The sequence below is a fragment of the Bacillus sp. SD088 genome, from assembly GCF_017355205.1.
Lineage (GTDB): Bacteria > Bacillota > Bacilli > Bacillales > Bacillaceae_C > Lederbergia.
On the sequence record NZ_JADIJK010000056.1, the window covers coordinates 1 to 3,929 of the forward strand.

General features: G+C 39.1%; 2 protein-coding genes and 1 tRNA gene. 1 reads left to right on the forward strand and 2 read right to left on the reverse strand.

The annotated features are described in order from the left end of the window. Positions 1 to 75: 75 nt before the first annotated feature. Positions 76 to 459 (reverse strand): group-specific protein, encoded by a 384-nt coding sequence (locus tag IPU53_RS24555; RefSeq protein ID WP_207454145.1) that lies wholly within the window; start codon positions 457 to 459, stop codon positions 76 to 78. A 571-nt stretch (positions 460 to 1,030) separates the two neighbouring features. After that, positions 1,031 to 1,120, reverse strand: a tRNA-Ser gene (locus tag IPU53_RS24565). Between the two features lie 735 nt (positions 1,121 to 1,855). Here IPU53_RS24565 and IPU53_RS24570 point away from each other — a divergent pair. Continuing rightward, positions 1,856 to 3,844: an elongation factor G gene (locus IPU53_RS24570; RefSeq protein WP_207454147.1), complete on the forward strand. Its 1,989-nt coding sequence runs from the start codon at positions 1,856 to 1,858 to the stop codon at positions 3,842 to 3,844. Positions 3,845 to 3,929 lie beyond the last annotated feature (85 nt).

The following is a 3,929-nucleotide window of genomic DNA, read 5'->3' on the forward strand; positions in this document are numbered from 1 at the left end:
GACCATGCAATCTAATCATTGGATGGTCCTTTCTGTGAGGAAATACAAAGAAGGTTTAGCTTAAAGGATACACTCTTATTTTGTTACCATAGCAACCAAATCATCAATAGTTCCAATGCATTTCTCAACTTCATATAGATGGTAAAAGGTACTGGTAGTTTCGAAATTATTTACTTCGTCATTTGGAGAATAGAGGAGTATTCTTTTTCTTTGTCCAAGTGCAATACCGAATTCAATATGACTACTTTTCCCCGCTGGTAATAAAACAATAATAAAATCCGCTTCCATCACAGCGTTTCTTTCTTGGCGTCCTATTTCTTTTAGGTCCTCAAAAGTTGATGCTCTCACGTTTTTTGTCCAATCATAAGTTTGAATATAACCTTTACTTTTTAACTCATTACTAACGTAACGAACTGTATCAATATTATTAAAGCTGGATGCAATATAAAATTTCTTCATGATTAACTCCTTGTTTAAATTAAACTGCCATTTTAGATAGAGGGGCATCCTCAAGTAGACATATATATTGTAAATCGTCCATTAGATTCAATAAATAGAGAAAAAGAATTGGAACGAACAACTGATGTGAAAATCGGAAGGAATTGCTGGATTGGAGGACATGCAACAATTGATCATGGTGTAACGTTAGGATAGATCAGGAGCCGCTGCAACAAAATCATTCGATGATAATGTATTGCTGGCAGAAGTTCCAGCCAGAAATGTAAAAAACTTAGAAAGGGAAGGTCTGTACTGATCTGTGAGTTAAAGAACATAAAGAAGGAATGAGGTAACTCTTGATAAGCATTTTGAAGAAATTTATAGCCAAGGAAAATTAGGGGTGTATAGGAGGATTTTTTATAATGCGCTTTTTAGCTTATCTTGTTTTTTCTAATCATGGTTACACTTCTTTGTGTAATAAGGGGGAACTGGGAAGACCTTCAAATTCTTATGTCTATTTAGTTTTATTTTGATTTGAAAGAATGGAGTAAAAAGAAATAGCTTCTAGTAGGTTTTATTAGTTTTCTAAAAACGGAGAAGGTGGGATTCGAACCCACGCGACAGTTGCCCGTCCTAACGCATTTCGAGTGCGTCCCCTTCAGCCGGACTTGGGTACTTCTCCAATCCAATGAATGGTGCTGGCGAACCTCCGACCTTATCATTATGAGTAAGTTTATGCGCCAATCAACGTGATTCATTTTACTACTAAATACATTACTTGGCAACACATTAATAATAAATTGACAACAACTGAAAACAATAGATAATTTGGCCGCCGCTATCAAATTGTCGAGAAGCTTTTTTAAAAGATAAGAAAGTTATAAAATTTTGGCTAGTGTTTTGATCTAGCTCCAGCGCCTAACCCCTCGAGGTCAAATAACCTGAGCCAATAAAAGTCAAAACCGGACTTTTCTTGTCTCAGAACATTTGCTTGTCGGGGCTGAGCAAGGCGCTTGCGCTTTTCTTATAATGCAGCATCTATCTGTTGTCAGTTCATTTGCTTCGTGTCCATATAGTAAGGTTATCTTTTCTATACAAATCATAAATAACTTAACGGACCATTAAGATATTAGCCATATCTCAAACAATGGTAAAAGCTTATTACTAATCCTTTCTAAAGAGAAGGATAAATGCTTCTTTTCAAGAATTAGGGTTGTTTGGTGCTGTGTTTTAAACTACTTGCGAAACAACATCAATCATGATAAAGTGCAAATGTCAGAAGATTCAGCATGAATTGAAGCTGAACTAAAATGACTGAACTAAAAAATAAAACCATTATGGAGGTATATAGTTATGCGGCAATTCAAAAGAACCGGAGAGGAAATAAATATGATAAATGAAAAGAGGAAATTACTGAATGAAAATTTTAAATATAGGGATCCTTGCACATGTCGATGCAGGGAAGACGACCCTTACTGAAAATATTCTATATGAAACAAAGGTTATAAACGAGCTGGGAAGAGTGGATAAAGGCAATACTCAGACGGACTCTATGGACCTAGAGCGGAGAAGAGGTATCACAATTAAAGCCTCGACGGTATCTTTCACAATCCAGGATCTTAAGGTGAATCTAATAGATACACCGGGGCATGCTGATTTCATATCAGAGGTGGAGCGATCTACTCGCATCCTTGACGGCGCAATACTCGTGATCTCAGCCGTTGAAGGGATACAGGCGCAAACCAAGATCCTGATGAACAGTCTGATGAAGCTAAAGATACCTACTTTGCTGTTTATTAATAAGATCGATAGAAGTGGGGCCGATTCTTCTAAAGTTATCCAAAGCATTGAGGAGAAATTAACTAATCGAGCTATCCCTTTATATATGGGAGTAAACGAAGGAACGGATACTGCTCAAGCTGAAAGTTATGATTTCGGAAGTGAAGCGTTTGTAGAAAAATGCATTGATGTACTATCGATGAATAACGAAGCGCTGCTTGAGGATTATGTTAACGGCAAAGTGCAGGCTAAGGAAGCCTTAAGGCATGAGATCAGCCAACAGTCGAAAGAGGGAAAGGTTTTCCCAGTATTCATTGGATCAGCGGTAAAAGGTATCGGTGTCAAAGCGCTGCTTGATAGTTTAGAAGCTTTCCTTCCTGTAAATTGTAGTCGGGATACTGCAGGAGATCCTCAACCTCTTTCTGCGGTGGTTTTTAAGATAGAGAGAGAGCATTCGGGAGAAAAGAAAGCTTATGTCAGGGTGTTCTCAGGTGTACTTCGGGTTAGAGAGGAAGTCCTTGTAAGCAGGAGAAATAGTGAGGGTGAGCTAGAGCCATCTACAGATAAGGTCAAAATGCTTAGCGCGCTTCGAGAAGGCAAGACGCTTCATGCAGAAAAGATTGAAGCGGGTGACATCGGGATTGTTCATGGCCTTAAATCCCTTAAAATCGGTGATGTCCTTGGAGAATGGTCGGATAAAATTAGAAATGTCTCCTTTGCTGAGCCAAATATGGAGACAAGGATAGAGGCCCTTTATAGCGAAGATACTCAAAAATTGTTTGAAGTACTGACTTCTATGGCAGAGGAAGACCCGCTTATTAAGATATCTAGGGATGACTTTAATCGAGAAATCTATATCTCGCTTTTCGGTGAAGTACAGAAGGAAGTCATTAAAACGGTACTTCAGGAGCAAGATAATATAGAGGTTGGTTTTTCTGAAACGAGGATCATATGTATGGAGAAGCCTAAGGCTGCTGGAAGTGCGGTCGAAGTCATGGGAAGTAAAGGGAATCCATTTTATGCAACGGTAGGATTTAGAGTTGAACCTAGTGAGCAAAATAGTGGGATCATTTATAAGCTCGATGTGGAACTAGGCTCCCTCCCCTTATCGTTCCAAAAGGCAATAGAGGATACGGTGTATCATGTATTGAAACAGGGTTTATATGGTTGGGAAGTGACGGACGTTATCGTAACGTTGACCCATACTGCTTATGCTAGTCCCGTAAGCACAGCCGGGGATTTTAGACACTTAACGCCGCTTGTTTTGATGGAGGCTTTGTCAAAGGCCGGTACAGAGGTTTATGAACCCATTAATAGCTTTGAACTCAGAGTGCCTGCACAAGCTTTAAGTAAGGCCATATTTAATCTTTCAACAATGAAGGCAGATTTTAATGAGCCTGCATTAAAGGATGAAACAGTTCTCATAACAGGAAGTATACCGGTCGCAACAACAGAACCATTTAAGGTCGGTCTTCACTCCTATACGGAGGGGGAGGGCATCTTTATCGCTAGGCCGTCTGGCTATAAGAAAATTGATGGTGAGATACCAACAAGAAAGCGAAGCGACTATAATCCCCTGAATAAAAAGGAATATTTAATGCATGTGCAGAATGCTGTGAGAAGATAGAAACTTGCCAGAGTCGGTTCGATTTAAACAATAGCCTGCTGTTAAGCGTGCATGGAAAAAGCCGCATTTTTATGAATAAATGCGG